The 23,776-nt window shown below is 62.6% G+C and carries 25 protein-coding genes; 16 read left to right on the plus strand and 9 right to left on the minus strand.

What is annotated here, in order from left to right; genetic code table 11:
• Nucleotides 1-46 precede the first annotated feature (46 nt).
• A complete protein-coding gene (gluQRS, locus tag J5274_RS01685) occupies nucleotides 47-928 on the plus strand; it encodes a tRNA glutamyl-Q(34) synthetase GluQRS (protein ID WP_142824794.1) in 882 nt (293 codons plus the stop codon).
• Here gluQRS and J5274_RS01690 read toward each other — a convergent pair.
• The gene (locus J5274_RS01690) at nucleotides 893-1,807 is read right to left on the minus strand and encodes a YihY/virulence factor BrkB family protein (RefSeq protein WP_142824793.1); all 915 of its coding nucleotides are present in this window, start codon (nucleotides 1,805-1,807) and stop codon (nucleotides 893-895) included. The genes gluQRS and J5274_RS01690 overlap by 36 nt on opposite strands.
• A gap of 98 nt (nucleotides 1,808-1,905) precedes the next feature.
• Between J5274_RS01690 and J5274_RS01695 the strand changes: the two genes are divergently transcribed.
• From J5274_RS01695 to J5274_RS01720, 6 genes are all read left to right on the plus strand, one after another.
• On the plus strand, nucleotides 1,906-2,739 hold the full coding sequence (locus J5274_RS01695; protein WP_142824792.1) for an SDR family oxidoreductase: 834 nt from the start codon (nucleotides 1,906-1,908) through the stop codon (nucleotides 2,737-2,739).
• Between the two features lie 18 nt (nucleotides 2,740-2,757).
• A complete protein-coding gene (locus J5274_RS01700) occupies nucleotides 2,758-2,961 on the plus strand; it encodes a twin transmembrane helix small protein (protein WP_111219926.1) in 204 nt (67 codons plus the stop codon).
• 10 nt (nucleotides 2,962-2,971) lie between these two features.
• Nucleotides 2,972-3,550, plus strand: a complete 579-nt coding sequence (locus J5274_RS01705; RefSeq protein WP_142824791.1) for a cob(I)yrinic acid a,c-diamide adenosyltransferase — start codon at nucleotides 2,972-2,974, stop codon at nucleotides 3,548-3,550.
• 174 nt (nucleotides 3,551-3,724) lie between these two features.
• On the plus strand, nucleotides 3,725-4,474 hold the full coding sequence (locus tag J5274_RS01710) for an electron transfer flavoprotein subunit beta/FixA family protein (RefSeq protein ID WP_142824790.1): 750 nt from the start codon (nucleotides 3,725-3,727) through the stop codon (nucleotides 4,472-4,474).
• A gap of 22 nt (nucleotides 4,475-4,496) precedes the next feature.
• Nucleotides 4,497-5,426 carry an electron transfer flavoprotein subunit alpha/FixB family protein gene (locus J5274_RS01715; protein ID WP_142824789.1) on the plus strand — a complete coding sequence of 310 codons (930 nt, stop codon included), beginning with the start codon at nucleotides 4,497-4,499 and terminating at the stop codon, nucleotides 5,424-5,426.
• A gap of 145 nt (nucleotides 5,427-5,571) precedes the next feature.
• Entirely contained in the window at nucleotides 5,572-6,453 is an 882-nt protein-coding gene (locus J5274_RS01720) for a 3-hydroxybutyryl-CoA dehydrogenase (RefSeq protein WP_142824788.1), read from the plus strand.
• 15 nt (nucleotides 6,454-6,468) lie between these two features.
• Here J5274_RS01720 and J5274_RS01725 read toward each other — a convergent pair whose 3' ends face one another.
• Nucleotides 6,469-7,839: a tetratricopeptide repeat protein gene (locus tag J5274_RS01725; RefSeq protein WP_161990916.1), complete on the minus strand. Its 1,371-nt coding sequence runs from the start codon at nucleotides 7,837-7,839 to the stop codon at nucleotides 6,469-6,471.
• Nucleotides 7,840-7,983: 144 nt separating this feature from the next.
• Entirely contained in the window at nucleotides 7,984-8,649 is a 666-nt protein-coding gene (locus J5274_RS01730; RefSeq protein WP_142824786.1) for a TlpA disulfide reductase family protein, read from the minus strand.
• A gap of 23 nt (nucleotides 8,650-8,672) precedes the next feature.
• On the opposite strand from J5274_RS01730, the gene argH reads away from it, so the two are divergent.
• The 4 genes from argH to J5274_RS01750 all read left to right on the plus strand — a co-directional run bounded on the left by argH (nucleotide 8,673) and on the right by J5274_RS01750 (nucleotide 14,602).
• Nucleotides 8,673-10,076 carry an argininosuccinate lyase gene (gene argH, locus J5274_RS01735; RefSeq protein WP_111219912.1) on the plus strand — a complete coding sequence of 468 codons (1,404 nt, stop codon included), beginning with the start codon at nucleotides 8,673-8,675 and terminating at the stop codon, nucleotides 10,074-10,076.
• 103 nt (nucleotides 10,077-10,179) lie between these two features.
• Nucleotides 10,180-10,374, plus strand: a complete 195-nt coding sequence (locus J5274_RS01740) for a lipoprotein (RefSeq protein WP_142824785.1) — start codon at nucleotides 10,180-10,182, stop codon at nucleotides 10,372-10,374.
• A 14-nt stretch (nucleotides 10,375-10,388) separates the two neighbouring features.
• The gene (gene lysA, locus J5274_RS01745; RefSeq protein ID WP_142824784.1) at nucleotides 10,389-11,657 is read left to right on the plus strand and encodes a diaminopimelate decarboxylase; all 1,269 of its coding nucleotides are present in this window, start codon (nucleotides 10,389-10,391) and stop codon (nucleotides 11,655-11,657) included.
• Nucleotides 11,658-11,908: 251 nt separating this feature from the next.
• Nucleotides 11,909-14,602 (plus strand): TIGR02302 family protein, encoded by a 2,694-nt coding sequence (locus J5274_RS01750; RefSeq protein WP_142824783.1) that lies wholly within the window; start codon nucleotides 11,909-11,911, stop codon nucleotides 14,600-14,602.
• A gap of 58 nt (nucleotides 14,603-14,660) precedes the next feature.
• On the opposite strand, the gene J5274_RS01755 is transcribed toward J5274_RS01750, so the two are convergent.
• The 3 genes from J5274_RS01755 to J5274_RS01765 form a co-directional block, all read right to left on the minus strand.
• Nucleotides 14,661-15,020: a response regulator gene (locus tag J5274_RS01755; RefSeq protein ID WP_111219904.1), complete on the minus strand. Its 360-nt coding sequence runs from the start codon at nucleotides 15,018-15,020 to the stop codon at nucleotides 14,661-14,663.
• Nucleotides 15,021-15,153: 133 nt separating this feature from the next.
• The gene (hpt, locus tag J5274_RS01760) at nucleotides 15,154-15,696 is read right to left on the minus strand and encodes a hypoxanthine phosphoribosyltransferase (RefSeq protein WP_111219902.1); all 543 of its coding nucleotides are present in this window, start codon (nucleotides 15,694-15,696) and stop codon (nucleotides 15,154-15,156) included.
• A gap of 67 nt (nucleotides 15,697-15,763) precedes the next feature.
• Nucleotides 15,764-16,489, minus strand: coding sequence for a hypothetical protein (locus tag J5274_RS01765; RefSeq protein ID WP_224127892.1), 726 nt, complete (start codon nucleotides 16,487-16,489; stop codon nucleotides 15,764-15,766).
• A 179-nt stretch (nucleotides 16,490-16,668) separates the two neighbouring features.
• Between J5274_RS01765 and ftsE the strand changes: the two genes are divergently transcribed.
• The 4 genes from ftsE (at nucleotide 16,669) to J5274_RS01785 (ending at nucleotide 20,029) form a co-directional block, all read left to right on the plus strand.
• A complete protein-coding gene (gene ftsE / locus J5274_RS01770; RefSeq protein ID WP_111219900.1) occupies nucleotides 16,669-17,328 on the plus strand; it encodes a cell division ATP-binding protein FtsE in 660 nt (219 codons plus the stop codon).
• The gene (locus J5274_RS01775) at nucleotides 17,321-18,340 is read left to right on the plus strand and encodes an ABC transporter permease (protein ID WP_219274736.1); all 1,020 of its coding nucleotides are present in this window, start codon (nucleotides 17,321-17,323) and stop codon (nucleotides 18,338-18,340) included. The genes ftsE and J5274_RS01775 overlap by 8 nt, the downstream gene beginning before the upstream one ends.
• A 115-nt stretch (nucleotides 18,341-18,455) precedes the next feature.
• A complete protein-coding gene (locus J5274_RS01780) occupies nucleotides 18,456-19,139 on the plus strand; it encodes a YdcF family protein (RefSeq protein WP_224127921.1) in 684 nt (227 codons plus the stop codon).
• Between the two features lie 86 nt (nucleotides 19,140-19,225).
• A complete protein-coding gene (locus J5274_RS01785) occupies nucleotides 19,226-20,029 on the plus strand; it encodes a 1-acyl-sn-glycerol-3-phosphate acyltransferase (RefSeq protein ID WP_142824781.1) in 804 nt (267 codons plus the stop codon).
• A gap of 2 nt (nucleotides 20,030-20,031) precedes the next feature.
• Here the strand turns inward: J5274_RS01785 and J5274_RS01790 are convergent, their stop codons facing one another.
• Complete coding sequence (locus J5274_RS01790) at nucleotides 20,032-20,565, minus strand: gamma-glutamylcyclotransferase (protein ID WP_142824780.1); 534 nt, start codon at nucleotides 20,563-20,565, stop codon at nucleotides 20,032-20,034.
• A 50-nt stretch (nucleotides 20,566-20,615) separates the two neighbouring features.
• Here J5274_RS01790 and J5274_RS01795 point away from each other — a divergent pair, with 50 nt between their 5' ends.
• Nucleotides 20,616-21,632 carry a DUF2125 domain-containing protein gene (locus J5274_RS01795; protein ID WP_142824779.1) on the plus strand — a complete coding sequence of 339 codons (1,017 nt, stop codon included), beginning with the start codon at nucleotides 20,616-20,618 and terminating at the stop codon, nucleotides 21,630-21,632.
• A gap of 24 nt (nucleotides 21,633-21,656) precedes the next feature.
• Here J5274_RS01795 and J5274_RS01800 read toward each other — a convergent pair whose 3' ends face one another.
• Nucleotides 21,657-22,589, minus strand: coding sequence for a prephenate/arogenate dehydrogenase family protein (locus J5274_RS01800; RefSeq protein ID WP_142824778.1), 933 nt, complete (start codon nucleotides 22,587-22,589; stop codon nucleotides 21,657-21,659).
• On the minus strand, nucleotides 22,586-23,695 hold the full coding sequence (gene hisC / locus J5274_RS01805; protein ID WP_142824777.1) for a histidinol-phosphate transaminase: 1,110 nt from the start codon (nucleotides 23,693-23,695) through the stop codon (nucleotides 22,586-22,588). Before hisC ends, J5274_RS01800 begins: the two co-directional genes overlap by 4 nt.
• Nucleotides 23,696-23,776 lie beyond the last annotated feature (81 nt).

A 23,776-nucleotide genomic window follows, 5' to 3' on the forward strand; every position in this document is an offset into this window, starting at 1 on the left:
CACTCCTCCTGTTGGCCGAAGCCCTCAAATCGTGGCAGAAGAAAGCATGATCGACCCGCCCCGTCAAAAGCCGACCTTCCGCTTTGCACCGAGCCCGAACGGGCCGCTGCATCTCGGCCACGCGCTGTCGGCGATCCTCAACCACGACATGGCGAGGGATGCCGGCGGCCGTTTCCTGCTGCGGATCGAGGATATCGACCTCGCCCGATGCACGCCGGAGCTGGAAGCCGCAGTCCTCTCGGATCTCGACTGGCTGGGGCTCGAATGGGAACGTCCGGTACGCCGGCAATCGGAACATTTCGACAGCTATCAGGGCGCCCTGTCCACGCTCATCGGGCGCGGCCTTGTCTATCCCGCCTTCATGACGCGCGGCGAGGTCCGCCAGAGGGTCCGCGAGGCCGAGCAAGCCAGCCGGCCCTGGCCCCGCGATCCCGATGGCGCGCCGCATTATCCGGCAGACGACCGCGACCGGAGCGACACCGAACGTCGACGCCGGATCGACGCAGGCGAGAAACATGCCTGGCGGCTGGACATGGCGAAGGCGCTTGCCGCCGTCCCGCAGACGCTGTCATGGATGGAGAGCGGCGACGGCCGGCGCGGCGAGATTGCGGCCGACCCCGGCGCCTGGGGAGATGTCGTCCTGTCGCGGTCGGATGCGCCGTCCAGCTATCACCTCTCCGTGGTTGTCGACGATGCCGCGCAGGGAATAACCCATGTGGTGCGCGGTCTCGACCTGTTCGCCGCGACCTCCATCCACCGCCTGCTGCAGGCCCTGCTCGACCTGCCGCAGCCGCTCTACCATCATCATCGGCTGATCACCGATCCCGATGGGCGAAAGCTGTCGAAAAGCTTCGGCGCCGTCGGGCTGGAAGCCCTCAGGGAGGAAGGCCTGTCACCGGCGGATATTCGCCGACGGATCGGGCTTTGAGGCGCTGCCGGCATCGAGCCCATAGTAATTGCGCGCAATCATCCGGCGGACACGGAACTTCATCAGCGCCGCATTGATCTCGGCACCGATGATGAAGATCACACCGACCATGTAGAGAAACACCAGCACGATCATAACAGACGCCAGCCCCGCATAGGTGGCGGTGTAGTTGGCGAAGGTCTGCAGATAATAGGCAAAGATCAGCGCGCCCGCGAGCCACGACAGCAGGGTCAGAAGTACGCCCGGTACGACATCCAGCACCTTGCGCCGCCCGGCCGGCAACCAGAGATGGACGATCAGCAGCCCCGCGGTGAGGGCGAACAGCGTGCCGTAGATACGCCAGCTGGCAACGATATCCAGCGTATCGGCAAGCCAGGGTAGCTTGGCGCGGATGTAGTCGAGCACCACAGGCACGGCCAGCAGCAGGATGCTGATCGCCGCAAAGATCAGCACCGCAATCAGCACATAGCCGAGGCTGGCGAGCCGGGTGAAATACCACGGCCGCGTTTCCGGCACGCGGTAGGCGCGATTGAGCGAGATGCGCAGCGCCTCGACGCCGTTCGAGGCGAAATAGGCGGCGGCCAGCACGGAGACGGTCAGCAGTCCGCCGCGCGGGATCGTCAGCACCTGCAGCAGCTGGTCGGCAAGCGGCTTGGCAATGGTCTCTGGCCAGGTGTCGAAGATCAGGTGGATGGCCGTACCGGAAAACTGGCTCGCACCGAGAAAGCTCGCCAGCGCGGTGCCGAAGATAAGAAAGGGAAAGACAGCAAGAAGCGTCGACAGGGCGACGTGGCTCGCCATCGCAAAGCCGTCGTCCTCGATGAAGTGAAAGATCGCGTCGTAGACCACCTTGTAGAGCGTACGAAGAACCGTCTGCATTCCATCTCCGCAGTGCCCGGTCGGCGACCGTGGGTGAGTTGATTGTATCGTCGCTGCGAATATGGGAAACGACGCATGCTTTGTACAGGAATCATTGCATGATGGATCACCGCGTCATCATCATTACGGGCTGTTCGACCGGTATCGGCGCCCATTGCGCCCGGGCATTGAAGGCCGATGGCTGGCGGGTCTTTGCGACCGTCCGGAAAGATAGCGACCTTGCCCCGCTCGAGACCGACGGCATCGAGGCGCTGGTCATGGACTATACGGAGACCGCAACCATCACGGCGCTGGTTGAAACGGTCGCCGCGCGCACCGGCGGACGCATCGATGCCCTGTTCAACAACGGCGCCTATGGCCAGCCCGGCGCAGTCGAGGATCTGCCGACGGACGTATTGCGGCAGCAATTCGAGACCAACCTGTTCGGCTGGCACGAGCTGACGCGGCAGGTGATTCCGCTGATGCGCCGGCGCGGACAGGGTCGCATCGTCCAGTGCTCGTCGATCCTCGGCCTCATCCCCTATCGTTTTCGCGGTGCCTACACCGCCTCCAAATTTGCGCTGGAGGGACTGAGCATCACCATGCGGATGGAACTGCAGGGATCGGGCATCCATGTCAGCCTGATCGAGCCCGGGCCGATTGCCTCGCAGTTCACGGCGACGGCGCTGGCGCGCTTTGAAGCCAATATCGATATCGAGGGTTCGGCCCATGCAGCCGAATACCGCCGGCAGCTGGCGCGACTGAATGGCACAGGCCCCGTCAATCGTCACAAACTCGGTCCCGAGGCCGTTTATTCTGTGCTAAAGCATGCGCTGGAGGCGAGGAGGCCTCACCCGCATTATCTGGTAACGACCCCTGCCAGGCAGGGAGCGTGGTTGAAGCGGCTTTTGCCGGCCGATCTCTTCTACCGCCTGATGCGTCGGTTCGATTGAGGAGGGAGGATCAGTTCGATGTCTACTTTTACCTATATTCTTGCGATCATCTTCATGGGCCTCGTCGCCATCGTTCTGGTGCGCGGCCTGTTCAACATGACGCGCGGCGACAATCCAAGCCTGTCCAACCGGTTGATGCAGATGCGCATCCTCCTGCAGGCAGTAGCGATCATCTTGATCATGCTGACCCTGTGGCTAACCGGCGGCGGGCGACCTACCTGAGGCGAAAACCATGGTCAAACTCAACAAGATCTACACCAGGACAGGCGATGACGGCACGACGGGACTGGTCTGCGGACCGCGCCGGCTGAAGCACGATTTGCGCGTCGAATCCTACGGCACCATAGACGAAGCAAATTCGGCAATCGGCATCGCCAGGCTACACAGCCACACCATGCCTGTGCTCGACATGATGCTGATGGCAATCCAGAACGACCTGTTCGACCTCGGTGCAGACCTTTCCACGCCGGAAACCGACGAGCCTCCCGCATGGGAACCGTTGCGCGTCATCGATACGCAGGTCGAGCGGCTGGAACGGGACATCGACTACCTCAACGGCGAGCTTCAGCCGCTGACCTCGTTCGTGCTGCCCGGCGGCAACGCGGCAGCGGCCCACCTGCATCTAGCCCGCACGATCGCACGCCGGGCGGAGCGGCTGATGGTGGAGTTGTCCCACACCGAGGGCGAGCGCGTCAGTGCCCCGGCGCTGCATTACATAAATCGCCTCTCCGATTTCCTGTTTGTCGCGGCAAGGCACGCCAACGACCAAGGTCGTGCCGACGTGCTCTGGATACCGGGCAAGAACCGCTGACGACGGTTCCTGCATGTGCTCTGCCGCGACGATTTCGCAACCCCGGCAAAATCGACCTTTTGCGGCGGGCAAGCGTTGTATTTGGAGAAAAAACGCGTATCGATGTCGCCAATCGACAAATGGATTGGCGCTAAAAAGCGCATTTTCCGGGCGACCAGTTGAAGGAAGGATTGCATGAAAATTCTCGTAACCGTGAAGCGGGTTGTCGACTACAACGTCAAGATCCGCGTCAAGCCGGATGGCACAGGCGTCGAGCTTGCCAACGTCAAGATGTCGATGAACCCGTTCGACGAAATCTCGGTCGAGGAAGCGCTCCGCATGCGCGAGGCCGGCAAGGCAACGGAAGTGGTCGTCGTATCGATCGGCCCGGCCAAGGCCGAGGAAACGCTGCGCACGGCTCTCGCCATGGGTGCCGACCGCGCCATCCTGGTCGAGACCGACGATGCCGTCGAGCCGCTGAACGTCGCCAAGATCCTGAAGGGCGTTGCTGAAGCCGAGCAGCCCGGCCTGATCATCGTCGGCAAGCAGGCAATCGACGACGACAGCAACCAGACCGGCCAGATGCTGTCAGCCCTGATGGGCATCGCCCAGGCAACCTTCGCGTCAAAGATCGAGATCGGCGATGGCAGCGCCACCGTCACCCGCGAAGTCGATGGCGGACTGCAGACCATCGACATCAAGCTGCCAGCCGTCGTCACCTCTGACCTTCGCCTCAACGAACCGCGCTATGCCTCGCTGCCAAACATCATGAAGGCCAAGAAAAAGCCGCTCGACAAGAAGACGCCAGCCGATTTCGGTGTCTCGACGGAAGCACGCCTCAAGGTGTTGAAGACGGAAGAGCCAGGCGGTCGCAAGGCGGGTGTCAAGGTTGCCTCGGTCGCCGAACTGGTGGACAAGCTCAAAAACGAAGCCGGCGTGCTCTAACTTACGGAAAGGACGATCCAAAATGGCCATTCTTCTTCTGGCTGACCACGACAATGTCAGCCTTTCCGACCAGACCGCCAAGACCCTGACCGCCGCAGCTAAAATCGGCGGCGACATCCATGTGCTGGTATCAGGCAAGGGCGCCCGGGCTGCGGCCGACGCTGCTGCAAAGCTGTCCGGCGTCTCCAAGGTACTGCTCGCCGAAAGCGACGATCTCGCCAACAATCTTGCCGAACCTCTGGCTGACCTGATCGTCTCGCTGGCCGGCAGCTACGACACCATTATCTCGGCTGCCACCTCGGTCGGCAAGAATGTCCTGCCGCGCGTTGCAGCGCTGCTCGACATCGCGCAGATCTCGGAAATCATCGAGGTCGTTTCACCGGACACGTTCAAACGGCCGATCTACGCCGGCAATGCCATCCAGACGGTCCAGTCGACCGACGCCAAGAAGGTGATCACGGTGCGCACGGCATCCTTCGCTTCGGCGGAAGAAGGCGGCTCGGCTGCTGTCGAAGCCATCTCGGCTGTTGCCAATCCCGGCCTGTCGACCTTCGTCGGCGACGCGCTGTCCTCTTCGGACCGTCCGGAACTGACTTCTGCCAAGATCATCGTTTCCGGCGGCCGCGCGCTCGGCTCGGCGGAAAAATTCCGGGAAGTCATCCTGCCGCTTGCCGACAAGCTCGGTGCTGCCGTCGGCGCCTCCCGCGCTGCCGTCGATGCAGGCTATGCGCCGAACGACTGGCAGGTCGGGCAGACCGGCAAGGTGGTTGCGCCCCAGCTCTACATCGCAGTCGGCATTTCCGGCGCCATCCAGCATCTCGCCGGCATGAAGGATTCGAAGGTCATCGTTGCCATCAACAAGGACGACGAAGCACCGATCTTCCAGGTTGCCGATTACGGTCTCGTCGGCGATCTGTTCGAACTTCTGCCGGAGCTTGAAAAGGCGCTTTGAGCCGACGGGACCCGGTTTGTCCAATGCGGACGACTGGAAACTTCGCTCTTATCAGTCTATCAATAGTGCCGGGCTAGAAATGGCCCGGCATTATTTATAAACGGACGGGCCGCATCAATGAAATGCGCCGACCAAGGAGTGGGCGATGAGCACGATTTTGAACGCGATCGGTATTGTCGGCGCCGGCCAGATGGGCTGCGGCATCGCCCAGGTTTCCGCAGTTGCCGGCTACAAGGTCCACATCTACGACCTTTCGCAGGAACGCATCGAAAGCGCGCTGGCGACCATCAACGGCAACCTCGCCCGCCAGGTCTCATCAGGCAAGCTGACCGATGACAATCGCAAGACCGCGCTGGCGCTCATTTCCGGCTCCGCCGATGTCAACGATCTGGCGCCGATGGATCTGGTCATCGAGGCTGCCACCGAGGAAGAAAGCGTCAAGCGCAAGATCTACACACAAGTCTGCGCCGTGCTGAAGCCGGACGCCATTCTCGCCACCAACACCTCGTCGCTGTCGATCACCCGGCTTGCCGCGTCTACAGACCGCCCGGAACGCTTCATGGGCATCCATTTCATGAACCCGGTCCCGGTGATGAAGCTGGTCGAACTGGTGCGCGGTATCGCCACGGAGGAGGCGACCTTCAAGGTGGCGCGCGACTATGTGAGCTCCCTCGACAAGACCTTCACCGTTTCGGAAGATTTCCCCGCCTTCATCGTCAATCGCATCCTCCTGCCGATGATCAACGAGGCGATCTACACGCTCTATGAAGGCGTCGGCACCGTCGATGCCATCGACACCGCGATGAAGCTCGGCGCCAACCATCCGATGGGCCCCTTGCAACTGGCAGATTTCATCGGCCTCGACACCTGTCTATCGATCATGCAGGTGCTGCATGACGGCCTGTCGGACTCGAAATACCGGCCCTGCCCGCTACTGGTGAAGTATGTCGAAGCCGGCTGGCTCGGCCGCAAGTCAGGCCGCGGCTTCTATGACTACCGTGGCGAAGTGCCGGTCCCGACGCGCTAGGAACCATCCGCTGTCTCAGGCGATAGCTGGTCTCCCCGTCATAACCCGGTACTCGCTTGCCCGCCGCTCCAGTAGACGCTCGAAGGCGGCCTTTATCGCCAGCACGTAGGGCGTCTTGTATTCGAACCCCGGGTTGTCGTTATGGATCAGCATCGAGGCGTTGACCTCGAAGACGACCACCCTGCCCTCGGCATCGAGCGCACAGTCTATGCCGCAATAATCGAGACCGACCTGCCGGCGAATGGTCTCCAGTGCTGCCATACCCGATATTCCGAAAATGCTGGCCGGATCGGCAAGGAACGCCTGCTCTTCCATCCGCATCCACTCCACATCGCCCATCCGGGTCGACGCATGATGCACCTTCCAGCCATCGCCGATTGCCAGGTGGTAGGGAAGAATTTCATCGCCGACGAACAGGAAGCGATACTTCCGGAACAGTCCGTCGGCGGAGCGGTAGTCGACATAGTCCGTCAGGTAGAGCATGCGCTCGCCGGCTTCCTCGGCAAAATCCAGCAGTGCTTCCGGGCTGTCGACAAGCTCCATCATCTCGCCGCCATGGGTGGTCGCATGGCGGACGATGACCGGCAGGGACGGCGTGGCCTGGTCGCGCACGCGGCGGCAAAGGTCACCGGCATCGATGCGCACCGTCGCCGGCATCACCGTATCAGGGACATGGGCCAGTCGCTGCGAGATCGATTCGCGATCCGTGCCCAGGATCAGCCGGGGATGGTTGACCACAGGCCTTCCGAGTGAGTCCGCAAGATCGATGGCCGAGGCGATCACATCGAGACCGAAATCCGTTTCGGAAACGAGGTTGACGACGACATCGACGCGGGGGTCCCGAACGTCAGGATCGTTGCGATAGCCGCGCAGAACCATGATCACTTCGCTGTCGAAGCGACCGCCATTGATCAGATCCTCGTAGGGCGTATTGCCGGCTTCGGGCGAGAACAGCATGAGGATGCGAAATCTGGCTGGCTTCTGCGCGGCCGGATAGTTGCGTACCACGCCCTTCTCGGCGACGGTCAGAAAGCAGGCATGGGCTCCCGCTGAATTGCCGAGCCTCAGCTCGAAAGTACCGCACAGAAGCAGCGCCTCCTGGCTTTCCGGATCGAGACGCAGGGCCGCCTGTGCGGTCTCCAACGCCTCCAGTCTCCGGCCAAGCTGCTCGAACGCCTGCGCCTTGTTGCAAAGGCATTTGATGTGGCCGGGCAAGCGGGCCAACCCCTTGTCATAGGCCTCGATCGAAAGGGCGAACTGTCCCATGCGCTGCAGAAAATTTCCGCGTTTCAGCCATGCAGCGGCCTCGTCCTCGGCAGACAGGCCGATCATCGGTGCCATGATGGCAGAAACGTGCTGCGAAAAATCCGCCTCGGGCTGGCTCATCGGTATGGCTCTCAACAAAAGAAATGACGGGCAATGCCACGACTCTAAAGAGCGGGCCTTACTCCAGGGTGATGCCATCGATGATAGAGTTGATCCGCAGCGCCTGCGGATCAGGAGCCGGAGCACACAACTTTTGGCTCAGGCCTACAAGGCTGTCGCGGCCTTGATCAGCCCCTTTGCATCTTCGCTGTCCCAGGCCGCCGGGCCGTTCATGGCCGACACCAGGCAGCCCTTGCCGTCGAGCAGCAATGTCACCGGCAGGCCGAAGGCCAGGCCCTGCTTCTTCAGCGCATTGAAGACGCCCATGCTGTTGTCGCGGTAATAGCCGAGCGTATCGATACCGTTGTCGCTGCGGAAGGTCTTGGGCTTCTCGTCGTCGCCGGTGTCGATGTTGACAGCCACGACCTCGAACTTGTCGTTGCCCATCTGCTTCTGAAGTGCGTTCAGCGCCGGCATCTCCTCGCGGCAGGGAACGCACCATGTGGCCCAGAGATTGAGCAGCACGGTCTTGCCGGCAAAATTCCCGACCGACAGGGGCTGGCTGTCAGCCCCTTTGAAGGCAACGCCTTGCAGCGACAGCGGCTGCTGGGCTCCGACCATGGCCGCGACCTGGCCCTTGGTGAAGGGTGTCAGCGCAGCGCCCTTGGCCTTGGCCGGCTGGCAGTCGCCGGCGTCAGCGGTTTCGGTCGTCCCATTGCCAGACCCCGCCTGCTTCACGTATACCGCTGCCGCACCCGCGACGACGCCGGCAACGGCTGCGATCAGGACCAATTTCAAAGACGGCAGACCGAACGGCTTCTTTGCTGTCATTTCGTTCTCCAGATAGGCATCTCATGGCTGACGACACCAACGACACCAGCGCCTCCAACCAGATGTGGGGCGGACGTTTCGCGTCCGGTCCCGCCGCCATCATGGAGGAGATAAATGCATCCATCGGTTTCGACAAGAAGCTGTTTGCGCAGGACATCCGCGGTTCTGTCGCCCACGCCACGATGCTTGCTCATCAAGGCATCATTTCGACGGAGGACAAAGACAAGATCGTTCACGGCCTGAACACGATCATGTCAGAAATCGAGAGCGGCAATTTCGAATTTTCCCGCAAGCTCGAAGACATCCACATGAACATCGAGGCCCGGCTTGCGACATTGATCGGCCCCGCTGCCGGCAGGCTTCACACCGCCCGTTCGCGCAACGACCAGGTCGCGCTCGACTTCCGTCTCTGGGTGAAGGAAGAGTTGCAGCGCTGCGAACAGGCGCTGACCGGCCTGATCGCCGCCTTCCTCGACCGCGCCGAAGAGCATGCCGATACCGTCATGCCCGGCTTCACTCATCTGCAGACCGCACAGCCTGTGACATTCGGTCACCACTGCATGGCCTATGTCGAGATGTTCGGCCGTGACCGCTCGCGCGTTCGCCACGCCATCGAGCACATGGACGAATCACCTATCGGGGCGGCGGCGCTGGCCGGCACCGGCTTCCAGATCGACCGCCACATGACAGCCAAGGCACTCGGCTTCCGCGAGCCGACCCGCAATTCGATCGACACCGTATCGGACCGCGACTTCGCGCTGGAATTCCTGTCGATTGCCGCCATCGCCGGCATGCACCTGTCGCGTCTGGCGGAAGAAATTGTCATCTGGTCGACGCCGCAATTCGGCTTTGTGCGCCTATCCGACGCCTTTTCCACGGGCTCGTCGATCATGCCGCAGAAGAAGAACCCCGATGCCGCAGAACTGGTGCGCGCCAAGACCGGCCGCATCAACGGCTCGCTGGTAGCCCTGCTGACGATCATGAAGGGCCTGCCGCTCGCCTATTCGAAGGACATGCAGGAAGACAAGGAACAGGTCTTCGACGCCGCCGAGAGCCTAGAACTGGCCATTGCCGCCATGACCGGCATGGTCCGTGACATGACCGTCAACGTCGCGCGCATGAAGGCTGCCGCTGGCTCCGGCTATTCGACGGCCACCGATCTTGCCGACTGGCTGGTCCGCGAGGCCGGACTGCCGTTCCGCGACGCCCACCACGTCACTGGCCACGCCGTGGCGCTGGCGGAAAGCAAGGGCTGCGAACTGGCGGAACTTTCGCTCGACGACCTCAAGGCCCTGAACGCGGCGATTACGGCCGAGATTTTCGACGTTCTGACCGTCGAAGCCTCGGTTGCCAGCCGCAAGAGCTTCGGCGGAACCGCGCCCTCCGAAGTCCGCAAGCAGATCGCCTACTGGCGCGCCCGCAACTGACTGCACGGGCTGCAAGCCGCAACGCAACAATCAGGGTGCACAAGGCGCTGAAACTTCGCTATGAAGGTCTGCCTGCCCGACGCCGCGCCTCAAGAGGAAATCGATGCAAATCAACGTGCCGCACATCATCCGCATGACCCTCGTGCTTTCGCTCATGGGTCTCGCCACCGTTGCGTGCGGCCGCAAGGGCGATCTCGATCCGCCGAGCGTCAACGCCACCAAGGGCGGCGACACCTCGAAGCCGACCAAGCAACCGGGTACGGCCGACAAGCCTTTCATCCTCGATCCGCTTCTTTAGAACAGGCAACCGCCGTGAACCATTTCCAGTATCGCGACGGCGTTCTCTACGCCGAGGACGTTGCCGTTTCGAAGATCGCCGAGACGGTTGGCACGCCTTTCTACTGTTACTCCACGGCGACGCTCGAGCGGCATTACCGGGTGTTTTCGGAAGCCTTCCACGGCGTCGATGCCATGGTCTGCTACGCGATGAAGGCCAATTCCAACCAGGCGGTGCTGAAGACGCTGGGCCGCCTCGGTGCTGGCGTCGATGTGGTATCCCTCGGCGAGCTCACACGGGCGCTGGCCGCCGGCATTCCGGCGGAACGCATCATGTTTTCCGGCGTCGGCAAGACCGCGCCTGAGATGGATGCAGCTCTCGAGGCCGGCATCTACTGTTTCAACGTCGAATCCGAGCCGGAACTGGAAGTCCTGAACCAGCGCGCCGTCCGCGCCGGAAAAAGGGCGCCAGTCTCCTTCCGCATCAATCCCGATGTCGACGCCCGCACCCATGCGAAGATTTCGACGGGCAAGAAGGAAAACAAGTTCGGCATCTCCTATGAGCGTGCCCGCGCCGTCTATGCCCGCGCAGCCACCCTGCCGGGCATCGAGGTGACTGGCATCGACATGCATATCGGCAGCCAGATCACCGAGCTGCAGCCCTTCCAGGCGGCCTTCAAGCTGCTTCGCGAACTCGTCGAGACGCTGCGTGGCGAAGGCCATGCCATCCACCACGTCGACGTCGGCGGCGGGCTCGGCATTCCCTACCATGACGACAACAATCCGCCGCCATCGCCGGACGCCTATGCCGAGATCGTCAGGAACGAGCTGAGCCAGCTGAACTGCCGTATCGTCACCGAGCCGGGCCGCCTGCTGGTCGGCAATGCCGGCATCCTCGTCACCGAGGTGATCTATGTGAAGGATGGCGGCGAAAAGAGCTTCGTCGTCGTCGATGCCGCCATGAACGACCTCATTCGCCCGACGCTCTACGAGGCCTATCACGAGATCCGCCCGGTCGTCGTCACCGCCGCCAGCGCGCCGCGCATCAAGGCCGATGTCGTCGGCCCAGTCTGCGAGACCGGCGACTACCTGGCGCTCGACCGCGAGATGAGCATGCCGAAGCCCGGCGACCTGCTGGCCGTTTCCTCCGGCGGTGCCTACGGTGCCGTGCAGGCCGGCACCTACAATAGCCGGCTGCTGGTGCCCGAAGTGCTGGTCAAGGGCGACGAATTCCATGTCGTCAGACCGCGCCAGACCTATCAGGACTTGATCAACCTCGATTCCCTGCCGGCCTGGCTTGCCTGATCCCTTCTTCGAATTAAAGCAAAGACGCATGGAAAAACCGGCTTTGTCGTTGCACGCCCTCGTCTTCGCCACAAAGAATGCTATCCTTCCGCAAGCGCTGCTTCCTCGGAGGCGCTGGACCATGGGCGCTGCCTGCTGGGAACGGCGATGACGATGTGGGGCGTTTTCAGGCGGCGCAGGGTCGCCGGAGCAAATCTTCGCCCCGGGGATAAGCGTCGGCCAGCAACACCAGTTCGGGGAACAGCGAACCGATGACCAATGCCAGCAAAGATAGGAAAGGCGCTTTTGCCTCCCGGCCGGCGCTCGCACGCCTGGTCGCGACCAAGCGTTTCCTGGCAAGAGCGGTACTCGTCTCCGAGCAGTTGCTGCCGATGTTGCTGCCCTTGGCATCAGTGGCTGCCCTCTATGTCTCCGCCTCATGGTTCGGTCTCTTCCGTATCTTGCCGACTGTCCCGAGGCTGGCGCTGCTGGGCATCTTCATCATCGCGCTCGTCGCCTCCTTCATTCCATTCCGCCGCCTGCGCTGGCCGACCGCTCTCGATGCCGACCGGTTGCTCGAAGAGCGCAACGGCCTGTCGCATCAGCCGGTCGCGGTGCAGGAGGACGAACCTGCCTTCGAGACGCCATTCGCGCGAGCCCTCTGGCGCGAGCACCAGACACGCATGGCGGAACGGATCGCATCCCTCGATGCCGGCCTGCCGCGCCCCGATATCGCCCGCCACGACCCCTATGCGTTGCGTGCCCTCCCGGCCCTGCTGCTGGCGGTGGCCTTCGGCTATTCGATGTCGAACAGCGCCGGCACGCTGGGCGACGCCTTCGACCACCCTCTGGCGTCAACCAACGCCCCCGACCTGCGCATCGACGCCTGGGTGACCCCGCCCGCCTACACAGGCCAGCCGCCCGTCTACCTGACGGGCACGGCAGCCACTGCCGCCGGCGCGATCTCCGTCCCGCAATTTTCCGAACTGACCGTCCGCGTTACCGGCGGTGCCGGCAGCGAAACGGTGCTGTTCCAGGACACCGGTAGCAAGAGCGGGACCGAGGTCGCCTTGCAGGAGGATGCGCCGGCTGCCAAGGCGGGTTCGCCCACGGCTCAAACGCCGCCTGCCGCTGCCGATGCCACCGAAGCCGCGGCGCGGACCCATCAGATGAAGCTCGACAAGGGCGGCACGCTCTCGGTCAACGGCCGGCAATGGGCGTTCAACGTGCTCGCCGACAAGCCGCCGGAAATCGTCTTCGACGGATTGCCGCACGCGACCGTCAACGGGGCCCTCGAAATCGGCTTCAAGGCGAAGGACGACTACGGCGTGGACGAAGCCCACGCTGAAATCGTACCCGTCGATGCCGACCCGCAGGCAACGCCGCTCTATGCGGTGCCGGACTACAAGTTCGAGTTTTCCCGCCGCAACCGCAAGGACGTCAAGGGGCTCGGCAGCCACGACCTGACCCAGGATCCGCTGGCCGGAAAGCGCGTCCGGATCACGCTTGTTGCCCGCGATGGCGCCGGCCAGACCGGTCGCAGCCCGCCGCACGAGATGACCATGCCGGCCCGCAACTTCAACGAACCGCTGGCCGGTGCCGTCGCCGAGCAACGGCAGGTGTTCGCGCTCGACACCCGCAAGATGCCGGATGCGATCCAGCTGAACGAAGCGCTGACGATCCGCGCCGACGAGACCGTGCCGAACCTCACCCACTACCTGCTGCTGCAATCGGCGCAGGCACGCATGCGGCTTGCCCATGACGATGCGTCTCTGAAGGATACCGCCGACTATCTCTGGCAGATCGCGCTCGGCATGGAGGACGGACAGCTTTCGGATGCCGAGAAGCAATTGCGCGACGCCCAGCAGAAACTCTCGGAGGCGCTGCAGCGCAACGCTCCGGATTCGGAGATCAAGAAGCTCACCGACGAATTGCGCAAGGCAATGGACGGCTACATGAAGGAGCTGGCGCAGCGCATGCAGAACGCGCCAAACCAGCCGAACCAGAAGAATGCGAGGGTTTTGCGCCAGCAGGATCTCGAGCGGATGATGGACCAGATCGAGAACCTTGCCCGCTCCGGCAACCGCGATGCGGCCCAACAGATGCTGTCCGAACTGCAGCGGATGATGAATAACATGCAGGCAGGCCGACCGCAGCAGGGACAGCAACAGCAAGGCAAGGACGACAGCAAGGGCCGCCAGCAGATGGACAAGCTCGGCCAGATCCTGCGCGAGCAGCAGAAGCTGATGGACAAGACCTTCAAGCTCGACCAGGCCATGCGCAACAAGATGCAGAGCGGCGATCCGAACGAGGATATGGACCCCTTTGCCCAGCCGATGCCAGGCCCGCAGGGGCAGCAGCCGCCGGGACAAGAGCAGCCGCAGCAGGGGCAGCAACCGCAGGATCCGCAGCAGGGCCAAGGCCAGCAGAAGGCGCAGTCGCCGGAAGACGACATGACGGAAGACCAGCTGCGCGATGCACTGAAGGCCTTGAAGGAGCAGCAGAACACTCTGGAAAAGCAGCTCGGCGAATTGCAGAAGGGTCTCGGGGAGATGGGCGTCAAGCCGGGCCCGGGCTTTGGCCAGGCACAGCGGGAAATGCAAGGCGCCGGCGGCGCGCTCGGCAAGGGCGATGGCGAGAAGGCGACGCAGGGCCAGGGCCGCGCTCTGGAAGCGCTACGCCAGGGTGCCCGCGACATGCTCAACCAGATGATGCAGGCGCAGCAGGGACAAGGCCAAGGGCAGCAGCAGGGCCAGGGTCCGGGCAATCCGGGAGGCCGGGATCCGCTTGGGCGCGCCACGGCAGACGGCAACGGTCCGCTCGACGACGGCAACACCAAGATCCCGGACCAGATCGACGCCCAGAGGGCCCGCGAAATCCTCGACGCGATCCGCCAGCGACTCGGCAACAATCCGACCCAGGAAGAAGAACGGCGCTATCTGGAGCGGCTGCTCGACATCCAGTAGAAGACGCGACCCTCACCATGCGAACCGATATCGGCCTCGGGGGTGGCGAGGCGTGGCGTCAGGCGGCAAGCGCCAGCGCAACGGCCTTGCGGATGTCCGGCAGGGCAAAGGGCTTGGAGACAACGTCAACGATCTTTTCCATGAGGTCGTCGGCGCGTTCGCGCTGTTCGGCATAGCCGGTCATCAGCAGGATCTTCATGTCCGGCCAGTGCGAAGACGCCTGGTGCGCCAGCTCTATGCCATCCATCACGGGCATGCGGATATCCGACAGCAAAAGATCGAAGCCGCCGCCCTGCAGCTTCTCCAGTCCCTCGGCGCCATCGGCCGCTTCTTCCGTTTCGTGACCGTCCATGCGCAACGCGCGAGCGACGAACCGGCGCAGCGAATCTTCGTCTTCGGTGATTAGAATTCTTGCCATGTGCATCGCTCCGTCGGACGGTCATGTCCCTGGCAGCGAAATCACCAGACTTTCCTTTGCGATCGGTAAACGGCACGCCGAAGAACCGGTCGCATGGTTAACAAGGCGTCTGTGACAGGCGCCCCGAAATGGCTCAGGCGTCGCCGGTAACGACACCGACGAAAGGCAATTCGCGGAAGGCATAGGCGACGTCCATGCCGTATCCGACAACGAAATAATCCGGGCATTCGAAGCCGACATACTCGGCCTCGATCTTTTCCTGGCGCTTGACGCTCTTGTCGAGCAGCACAGCCACCGAAACATTTCTGGCGCCACGCTCATAAAGCATTTCCTTGGCGAACCGCAGCGTCCGGCCGGATTCGAGGATGTCGTCGATCAGCAGCACGTCCCGGTCGCGCACGTCGCTGTCGATATCCTTGACGATCCTGACACCCTGCGACACCGTTCCGGTGCCGTAGCTGGAGAGGGTGACGAACTCGACCTCGGGCGCCAGCCCGGTATCGTGCAGCGCCCGCAGCAGGTCGGCGGCGAAGATGAATGAGCCCTTGAGGATGGCAATGACCAGCAGGTCCTTGGTCGGTCCCTTGGCGATCTCGGCGGCCAGTTCGAGATTGCGTGCGGCAATCTGCGCGGCGGTGAAAAGCGGCTCGATGTTTTTTCCGCGAACGACTGGCATGGTCGGCAGGCTCCCTGGGCATCATCGGCGGAAGGCCCGCCGGTTGGAGCAACAGCCGTTAGCACAATCACCGCCCGTCGGCACCCGCCTGGACAAAGGAAAGCCGAACCTCTGGCATTTTTTCGCCTTGGTGCGGCAATCGCGCCGAAAAGCCACGGCTCTCGCCTCCGCCGATCCGCTCGCTGGGTGGCGCAATCATCACGCTCGCCAGCAACTGGTCGCCATCATAGAGATCGGCCCGGATTTCCGGCAAGGAGCGACCGGCGGCGGTGACATTGTCGATGATGCCGTTGAGTACGAGGATATGCATGCCGTTGGCATCGCGCGGCGTCAGCGAGACATGGGTGAACTGCAAGGGTGCTGCAGCGATCGGCGGGACCCGCACCGGCGCTTCCGCCAGGCCCGAAAAACCGCCGACCAGACCGAACACCAGCACGAAAAGCGCCACGATCAACACCGCGAAGCTGCGACCGGACGCCCGTTGCAGCCAGCTTTCGCCGGCGCGCATGAAATAGACGCCCGCCGACAGGAGAGCGGCAGATGCCATGCCCTTGCGCGGCTGCGGATGATGGCGCCTGTGATTGTCGTTACCGCTGCGGGCCGAAAAATTGTTGCTACGGCCCGGCTGGACGATGACGAATTCGGCGTCGACGATATCGTCCGACCGCTCGAAACGGCGAAGTGATCGCGTTGGCTGTTGCGCCTCGGGCGGGATCAGATCATAAGCCAGTCCCGTCTGATGGTGGCGATTGCGAAATGCGCCCATGGTGACGTCCTCTGTGGTGATCCACATCGTTTCATCGGCGCCGGCAAACGGGCCATTGAAAGGAATCCCACCTAGAAGTAAATTTGAATGGTTAATGCTTCGCAAAGATGGTCGCCGAAGCAGCTTGGGGCCGGCAAACTTTACGGTCCGTTAACCCTGTTGGTTAACAAGTCAGCGATCGAAACCGCGGAAGACTGGGCTGCCCGTTGATTCATTTTGAAAACGTCGGTTTGCGTTACGGCATGGGCCCGGAGATTCTCCGGGACATGACCTTCGACATTCCGAAAAAGTCCTTCCAGTTCCTGACCGGCCCCTCGGGCGCCGGCAAGACGACGCTTTTGCGTCTTCTCTTCATGTCGCTGCAGCCCACACGCGGCCTGATCCGCATGTTCGGCCGGGACATTTCCGCCATTCCCCATAGCGAGCTGCCGCTGCTGCGTCGGCGAGTCGGGATCGTTTTCCAGGATTTCCGCCTGCTCGACCATCTCACCACCTATGAGAACGTGGCCCTGCCCTTGAGGGTCCGCGGCAAGGACGAGAGCTCCTATCGCAACGATGTGCTCGAATTGCTGAAATGGGTCGGCCTCGGCGAGCGTATAAACGTGCTGCCGCCAGTTCTGTCCGGCGGCGAAAAGCAACGTGCCGCCATCGCCCGCGCACTGATCGACCGACCGGAAATCCTGCTCGCAGACGAGCCCACTGGCAATGTCGATCCGCCGATGGCCCGCCGGCTGCTCAATCTCTTCCTCGAGTTGAACCGGCTCGGCACCGCCGTCGTCATCGCCACCCATGACCTGACGCTGATGGACCAGGTCGAAGCGCGACGCATGATCCTCTCCGAGGGGCATCTCGACATCTATGATTGAACCTGATGTCCCCAGCAAGCAGGCGCGTCCGGACGCGCAGACGCCAGCCGAAACGAGGCGGCCGGCAATGCGCGTGCGCCCGACTGGGCCGATCGTTCCGTCCTCGAACATCCAGGGCAATGCGCTGATGGTGGTGATTGCCATCATGGCTTTCCTCGCCTGCCTGACACTCGGCGCCGTCAGCATGGTACGCTCAACGGCTGCCAGTTGGGAAAGCCAGATCGCCCGCGAAATCACGATCCAGATCAAGCCTGACGACGACCTCGACATGGAGAAGGCGCTGGTCAAGGCCCGCGATATCGCCATGACCTTTGTCGGCACCAAGACCGGGCAGATCGTCGACGAGGCCGCGACCGCCCGCCTGCTGGAGCCGTGGCTCGGCTCGGGCCTCGATCTCAAGGAACTGCCCGTGCCCCGGCTGGTCATCGTCACCATCGACGAAACCCACCCGCCGGATTTCGAGGCGATGCGCGCATTGCTGAAGGACGCGATCCCGCAGGCCTCGCTCGACGACCACCGCACCTGGGTCGACCGGCTGGTGTCGATGGCCCACACCACGGTCATGATCGGTACCGGCATCCTGCTGCTGGTGTTCACGGCTATGGTGCTGACGGTGGTCTTTGCCACACGGGGCGCACTGTCCGGCAATCGTCACATCGTCGAGGTGCTGCATTTCGTCGGCGCCGAAAGCGCTTTCGTAGCCAAGGAATTCCAGAAGCATTTCCTGAAAATCAGCTTCAAGGGCTCCGCGGTCGGCAGTGCCTTGGCGGCGCTTTTCTTTGCCGCCGCAGGCTTGCTGCAGAGCCACACGATCGCCACCCCGCAGACCGACCAGGCGACGGCACTGTTCGGCACCTTCTCGGTCGGCGCACTCGGCTATCTCGGCATTTTCGCGACGATGGTAATCATCGCACTGCTGACGACGGTCACCGCGCGGTTTACGGTGATGCGAACCATATACGAGATCGACCAGATCCGATCGGACCCGAGCAGGAGCGATAATGCGACCTGAGCTTAAAACTATGACTGATCTGCCATCAAACGGCCCGGACACAGCCCTAGTCTGGCGGAACTGACGTTTGGCAACCATGGAACAGATGACACGAAACACGCTCGATCCGGCGACGATGCGGCAGGTAGCAGGTGGTGAAAATCCCCCGCGCCGCAGCGTTTTCCGTCGGATTATGCGTTGGACGGGCTTTGCCACCATTCTTGCCGGCGCCATCCTTTTCGGTGGCTTCCTGCGCTTTGCTGATTCGGTCACCACCCTACGGCCGCCACTTGATCCAAAGGCCGACGCCATCGTCGTGCTTACCGGTGGCTACCAGCGCATCGACCAGGCGATCGAGCTTCTGCGCAGCGGCGCCGGCAACCGGCTCCTGATATCGGGCGCCTATCCCGCCACGACCCGCAAGCAGATCGCCAAGGCGACACAGACGCCGCCGGATCTTTTCGCCTGCTGTGTCGATATCGGCTACGACGCCATCGACACGATCGGCAATGCCAGCGAAACGGTGAAGTGGATCCATGCCAAGGGCTACAAGAGCGTGCTGGTGGTCACCAACAACTACCACATGCCGCGCAGCATAGCGGAACTGCGCTATGCCGACCCGGAAATGGATTTCATTCCCTATCCCGTCGTCAACTCGGACCTGAAGACCAAGGCCTGGTTTACCGACCCGAATGCGCTTCGCACCATGCTCTCCGAATATGCCAAGGTACTGTTGACCGGTGGCCGCAACCTGTTCGGTTTTGCCCGCCCTGCAGGCCTTCGCTCGCAGGAGCAGGACGACGCGCAGCACAAGGGCTAGCATCGGCGCCTGCCGTCTTTTTATTGAGATCGATATCGTGTAGGCACGGGATCAGGCGCCGTCACCAGGCGTGTCGGGACAGCTTCATGATCACCGTTCGTTCGATCCTCTTCAATGCCGCCTTCTATCTGAACCTGATCATCCGGATGATCGTGCTTTCGCCCATCTATTTCATGATGCCGCGCAAGGCCGGCTACGCCATTCCCAAGGCCTGGGCCACATCCAGCGTCTGGCTGATGGAGAAGATCGTCGGCACCACCTTCGAGATCGAGGGTCTCGAGAACATTCCGAAGGGCGGCTACATGTTTGCGCCGAAACACCAGTCTTTCTGGGATACGTTTGCGCTGCTCCCCTACCTCGACGATCCCGTCTATATCCTGAAGCGCGAGCTTTTATGGATCCCGCTGTTCGGCTGGTATGCCAAGAAGCAGCAGATGATCCCGGTCAATCGCGGCGCCCGTGGCAAGGTGATGGTCGAGGTCCTCAGGCGCACGCGCGAGGTTCTGGCGGCAGGCCGACAGCTGATCATCTACCCCGAGGGCACGCGCCGCCCGCCCGGTGCCGAGCCCGTCTACAAATACGGCATTGCGCGCATGTACCGCGATCTCGATGTGCCGGTGGTGGCGGTCGCCATGCACCCCGGACTGTTCTGGCCACGCCGCGATTTTCGTCGCTATCCCGGCCATTTCAAGGTCCGCATCCTGCCCCCGATCCAGCCGGGTATGGACCCCGATGCCTTTTTCGCTCACCTGATCAAGGTGACCGAGGCTGCCAGCGACGAACTGCTGCAGGAAACCGTGGCCCGCAATCCGGACCTGCCGCTACCGCCGACGGCCATCGAAAGACTGGCAATCCTGCGCAGTTCCCCGTCGGCAGAGGCCAGCGGCTGAGCTCAGGCAGCGCCTCGCAACCGCAACACTTCTTCATTGACGCTCTCGAGCCAGGCATCGCGGATGCCAGCCTCGCGGAGATGGGTGAGCGTATTGAACACATAGGCATCGTTTGGCCCGGACTGGCCGACGGAGACATCGACGATGCGGGCAGCTGTCAGCGGATCGAGCGCGCCGGCATATTGCCTGTGATGGCGGTCGACCACATAAGCCACAGCGGTCACCCGGCGGCCGTCTGCAAGCCGGATCGGAGCGAGGCGCTCGAGGTAGACCCTGGTCACCAGTTCCCGCTCCCTGAGGTAGGAAAGCACTGCATCCCTGTCCGCGTCCGCCACCCGGAACGCCACGCCACGGCAGGCCCCGCCACGGTCGAGGCCGAGCACCAACCCGGGGCTGGCCTCGCTGCCACGATGCACCCAGGAATAAACGCAGAGCGAACGGCGATAACCGAAAATGACGGCATCCGCTTGTTCCAAAAAGGCGAAACCCGGATTCCACATGAGCGATCCGTAGCCAAACACCCAAAATTCGTCCATATCCAAAGCCATACTCACATCAGCATTGCTGTGCACCATTGGAGAACATCATGTCAGCGTCAAGCCAGAGCGAGCGATCCGGCAGAGGCTTCCGGGGGATGTTCATCCTTTTGGGGATCATCGTCCTGCTGGCCGCAGTCTACACCGCCGGCTGGTTCTATGCCGCCTCGGCGCTGAAGACCAATGTCCTGCGGGCGCTGGGCAAACAGGATGCGGCAGGCTTTACCGGCCAGTGTACGGACCTCGACCAGCAGGGCTTTCCCTTCCGCATCGGCCTGACCTGCTCCAAGGTCCAGGTCGACGACCACACACGGGGTGTGTCCGCCACCTTCGACGACCTCAGCGCCTCGGCTCACGTCTACGCGCCCGGCAACATCGAGTGGCAGCTGAATTCCCCGGCAGAGATCCGAACCTCGCAGGGACTGACCATCTCCTCCGAATGGGCAGCGCTACAATCCACCATGGTCACCCGGGGCAACGGCATCGAGCAGGGCGCCACCACGATCAACGGCCTCAAGACCGCCGTCGTCTCCTCGGCAACCGGCCAGACGGTGAATTTTACGGCCGACAAGACGGAGATCCATGTCCGCCAGAACGGTGAAGACCTCGAAGCCGTCTTCGAGGTGAAGAACTCCAACGCCATCATCAAGGATTTCCCGCAGCTTCCGGCGCTCGCGGCCGAGATCGATGTGACGCTGACCGGCAAGGCGGGGCTGCTCGACGGCAGCGAAAAGGACGGGCGCGGCCTGTTTGGCGCATCGGGTATCCTGCGCAAGGTAACGACCGACATCGGCGACGGCCGTATCATGACCCTGTCAGGGCCGTTCTCCTTCGACGACGACGGCTTTCTGTCCGGCCAGTTCAAGCTGGAGATCCAGCAGATCAGCCATTGGCGCGACAGCATCAAGCAGGCGATCCCTGCCGCCAAGCAGACGGTGGACATGGCCGGCAAGCTGCTGAAGGCGCTCGCCGCCGGCGAGGACAAGGTGTCCGTCGATCTCACCGTCGATCACGGCGCGGTCACGCTCAGCGGCTTCATCCCGGTCGGCAAGATCCCGCCGATCTGAGGCGGTACGCCTTGAGACCGAGCGTCACGGCGCTTTCGGATCGAGCGCGTGTCGGCCGAAATCGGGGGCGTCGACATCCTGGCCGGCCTCGATGATGGAGCGGCGGACGGCGCGGGTGCGGGTGAAGAGTTCCATGATCTTGTCGCCCTCGCCCCAGCGGATCGCCCGCTGCAGATAGGCGAGATCTTCGGAAAACCGCGCCAGCATCTCGAGGATCGCATCCTTGTTGTGCAGGCAGACATCGCGCCACATGGTGGGATCGGAAGCTGCCAGGCGGGTAAAGTCGCGAAAGCCGGAGGCGGAATATTTGATCACTTCCGACTGCGTCACCGTCTCGAGATCGGCTGCCGTCCCGACGATGTTGTAGGCAATCAGGTGCGGCAGGTGGCTGACGATGGCCAGCACCTTGTCATGGTGTTCAGCGTCCATTTCGTCGACACGGGAACCAAGTGTCTCCCAGAAATGCCGCAGCACCTTCAGCGCCGTCTCGTCCGTGCCTTCGACAGGCGTGAAAATGCACCAGCGTCCCCGGAAAAGACCAGCAAAACCCGCGTCGGGCCCCGATTTTTCCGTGCCTGCGAGGGGGTGGCCCGGAATGAAATGCACGCCCTCCGGAATATGCGGTTGCATCTGCGCGATGACCGAGGCCTTGGTCGAACCGACATCGGTGACGATGGCACCCTGCTTCAGATACGGGGCAATCTCGATGGCGACACTCTCCGAGGAGCCCACAGGCACCGAGACGATGACGAGATCGGCACCCTTGACGGCCTCGCCCGACGACAGCGTGTAGCGGTCGCCCAGTCGCAGTTCCTCGGCCCGCTTCAGCGTCTCTGCGCCGCGCGTCGCGATGACGACCTCACGGGCAAGACCGAGCCCACGGATGTCATGGGCGAGAGACGAGCCGATCAGTCCGATGCCGATCAGCGCGATCCGGTCGAACTGGACATCGCTCATGCCTTGCGTCCCATGAATTCGCCGAGTGTCTCGATGACACCGCGATTGGCCTCTTCCGTGCCGATGCTCATCCGCAACGAATTGGTGAAGCCGTAGCCGCGCACGGCACGCAGGATATAGCCCCGGCTGGCCAGCAACTCGTCGGCATCGGCGGCCCGCTTGCCGTCCACATCCGGGAAGTGGATGAGAACGAAATTGGCAACCGATGGCGTGACCTTAAGCCCGATGGCTTCAAACGCCGCAGTCAGCTTGTCCAGCCACAGCAGATTGTAGGTGACCGCCGTCTCGACGAACGCCTGGTCGCGCATGGCAGCGGCTCCGGCGGCGATTGCAGGGGCATTCATGTTGAACGGTCCGCGAATACGGTTCAGCGCATCGACGATCTCCGCCGGGCCGAACATCCAGCCGACGCGAAGCGCCGCCAGGCCGTAGGCCTTGGAGAAGGTGCGGGTCATGACGACATTGGAATTTGCCGAGACCAGTTCGATGCCGGCCTCGTAGTCGTTGCGGCGGACATATTCGGCGTAGGCGGCGTCGAGCACGAGGATCACGTTCTTCGGCAAAGCCGCGTGCAGGCGCCTGATGTCGTTGACGGGCACGTAGGTGCCTGTCGGATTGCCGGGATTGGCGATAAACACCATCCGCGTCCGGTCGGTGACGGCGGCAAGGATCGCGTCGACGTCGACAGTGCAGTCCTTTTCCTTGACCGTAACAGGCGTCGCCCCGGCGCCCATGATCTGGATCTTGTAGACGAGGAACCCGTGTTCGGTGATGACGGCCTCGTCGCCCGGTGCCAGGTAGACGTGGCAGAGCAGGCCGAGCAGTTCGTCGGAACCGTTGCCGCAGAGGATATTCGCCGGATTGAGCCCGTTGACGTCGGCGATGGCCTGCCGCAGCGCCAATGCCTGGCCGTCCGGATAACGTTCCAGCTCGTCGGCGGCAGCCTTGAAGGCGGCGATGGCCTTGGGGCTGGCACCGAGCGGCGTCTCGTTGGAGGACAGCTTGAACACGCGGGAAAGACCCGGCGCACCTTCCTTGCCCGGCACATAGGCAGCGATGTCGAGAATACCGGGACGCGGGACGGGCTTGCTGATTTCGCTGCTCATGGGATCGACCTTGGACAAGGGCCGGCATATCCGGCTTCAAACATCCCGTGGCATTAATCCGGAATGACGATTTTGTCGAGC

The sequence above is a fragment of the Rhizobium sp. L51/94 genome (genome assembly GCF_019355555.1).
Taxonomy (GTDB): Bacteria; Pseudomonadota; Alphaproteobacteria; order Rhizobiales; family Rhizobiaceae; genus Rhizobium; species Rhizobium rhododendri.

Excerpts from the sequence above, each read along its gene's own strand:
- J5274_RS01740 (WP_142824785.1), top strand. The coding sequence starts at position 10,180 with ATGCAAATCAACGTGCCGCACATCATCCGCATGACCCTCGTGCTTTCG.
- gluQRS (WP_142824794.1), top strand. The coding sequence starts at position 47 with ATGATCGACCCGCCCCGTCAAAAGCCGACCTTCCGCTTTGCACCGAGC.
- J5274_RS01730 (WP_142824786.1), bottom strand. The coding sequence starts at position 8,649 with ATGACAGCAAAGAAGCCGTTCGGTCTGCCGTCTTTGAAATTGGTCCTG.
- J5274_RS01800 (WP_142824778.1), bottom strand. The coding sequence starts at position 22,589 with ATGAGCGATGTCCAGTTCGACCGGATCGCGCTGATCGGCATCGGACTG.
- J5274_RS01700 (WP_111219926.1), top strand. The coding sequence starts at position 2,758 with ATGTCTACTTTTACCTATATTCTTGCGATCATCTTCATGGGCCTCGTC.
- J5274_RS01795 (WP_142824779.1), top strand. The coding sequence starts at position 20,616 with ATGTCAGCGTCAAGCCAGAGCGAGCGATCCGGCAGAGGCTTCCGGGGG.
- J5274_RS01785 (WP_142824781.1), top strand. The coding sequence starts at position 19,226 with ATGATCACCGTTCGTTCGATCCTCTTCAATGCCGCCTTCTATCTGAAC.
- J5274_RS01790 (WP_142824780.1), bottom strand. The coding sequence starts at position 20,565 with ATGGACGAATTTTGGGTGTTTGGCTACGGATCGCTCATGTGGAATCCG.
- argH (WP_111219912.1), top strand. The coding sequence starts at position 8,673 with ATGGCTGACGACACCAACGACACCAGCGCCTCCAACCAGATGTGGGGC.
- hisC (WP_142824777.1), bottom strand. The coding sequence starts at position 23,695 with ATGAGCAGCGAAATCAGCAAGCCCGTCCCGCGTCCCGGTATTCTCGAC.
- J5274_RS01775 (WP_219274736.1), top strand. The coding sequence starts at position 17,321 with ATGATTGAACCTGATGTCCCCAGCAAGCAGGCGCGTCCGGACGCGCAG.
- J5274_RS01750 (WP_142824783.1), top strand. The coding sequence starts at position 11,909 with ATGACCAATGCCAGCAAAGATAGGAAAGGCGCTTTTGCCTCCCGGCCG.
- J5274_RS01720 (WP_142824788.1), top strand. The coding sequence starts at position 5,572 with ATGAGCACGATTTTGAACGCGATCGGTATTGTCGGCGCCGGCCAGATG.
- J5274_RS01715 (WP_142824789.1), top strand. The coding sequence starts at position 4,497 with ATGGCCATTCTTCTTCTGGCTGACCACGACAATGTCAGCCTTTCCGAC.
- J5274_RS01725 (WP_161990916.1), bottom strand. The coding sequence starts at position 7,839 with ATGAGCCAGCCCGAGGCGGATTTTTCGCAGCACGTTTCTGCCATCATG.
- J5274_RS01710 (WP_142824790.1), top strand. The coding sequence starts at position 3,725 with ATGAAAATTCTCGTAACCGTGAAGCGGGTTGTCGACTACAACGTCAAG.
- hpt (WP_111219902.1), bottom strand. The coding sequence starts at position 15,696 with ATGCCAGTCGTTCGCGGAAAAAACATCGAGCCGCTTTTCACCGCCGCG.
- J5274_RS01780 (WP_224127921.1), top strand. The coding sequence starts at position 18,456 with ATGCGGCAGGTAGCAGGTGGTGAAAATCCCCCGCGCCGCAGCGTTTTC.
- J5274_RS01690 (WP_142824793.1), bottom strand. The coding sequence starts at position 1,807 with ATGCAGACGGTTCTTCGTACGCTCTACAAGGTGGTCTACGACGCGATC.
- J5274_RS01765 (WP_224127892.1), bottom strand. The coding sequence starts at position 16,489 with ATGTGGATCACCACAGAGGACGTCACCATGGGCGCATTTCGCAATCGC.
- J5274_RS01695 (WP_142824792.1), top strand. The coding sequence starts at position 1,906 with ATGATGGATCACCGCGTCATCATCATTACGGGCTGTTCGACCGGTATC.
- J5274_RS01755 (WP_111219904.1), bottom strand. The coding sequence starts at position 15,020 with ATGGCAAGAATTCTAATCACCGAAGACGAAGATTCGCTGCGCCGGTTC.
- J5274_RS01705 (WP_142824791.1), top strand. The coding sequence starts at position 2,972 with ATGGTCAAACTCAACAAGATCTACACCAGGACAGGCGATGACGGCACG.